Here is a 522-nt window from a genome sequence, read left to right as displayed (position 1 = left end):
CGGATGAAAAATATCAAATAGTACATGATTATATCCAAGAGAACTACCCCGATTTCTTCCGATATTTTAAAATATTCTTCCTTTCCGGAGCCAGAACCTCAGAATTATTCAGGCTACAAAAGAAAGACGTTAATTTAGTCGCTCAGGAATACAAAGTAACCATTCAAAAAGGAAGGGAATATATTGAAACTATAAAAATTATTTTACCACAAGCCGTTCCCTATTGGAGGGAGATCTTAGACATGTGCAAATCACAGAAGGATTATTTATTTTCTAAAGGATTAAAGCCCGGAGATAAGCCTATACAGCCCTACCAGATTACAAAGCGTTGGCACAGATTAATTAAGAGTTCTAACAAAATAAAAGACAAGGACGGCAAAATAATAAAAGTTACAGAAGATTTTTACTCTTTGAAGCATTTATTTTTAGACAAACTAGACCAAGCCAGCGACGAGGAGATCAATCTCGCTAAAATAGCAGCCAGCCACCGAACTGATTCCATCACCAAGGTTTACACCGTTG

The 522-nt window shown here is 36.4% G+C and carries 1 protein-coding gene; it reads left to right on the top strand.

What is annotated here, in order from left to right; translation table 11 throughout:
• Nucleotides 1-522: tyrosine-type recombinase/integrase (locus tag GNY06_RS02900; RefSeq protein ID WP_166518725.1), on the top strand; the 522-nt coding region annotated here is incomplete at both ends.

It is taken from the genome of Elizabethkingia argenteiflava (genome assembly GCF_009904105.1).
Taxonomy (GTDB): Bacteria; Bacteroidota; Bacteroidia; order Flavobacteriales; family Weeksellaceae; genus Elizabethkingia; species Elizabethkingia argenteiflava.
The sequence above is the reverse complement of the archived record's forward strand: the minus strand, read 5'-3'. Positions and strand labels throughout refer to the sequence as shown.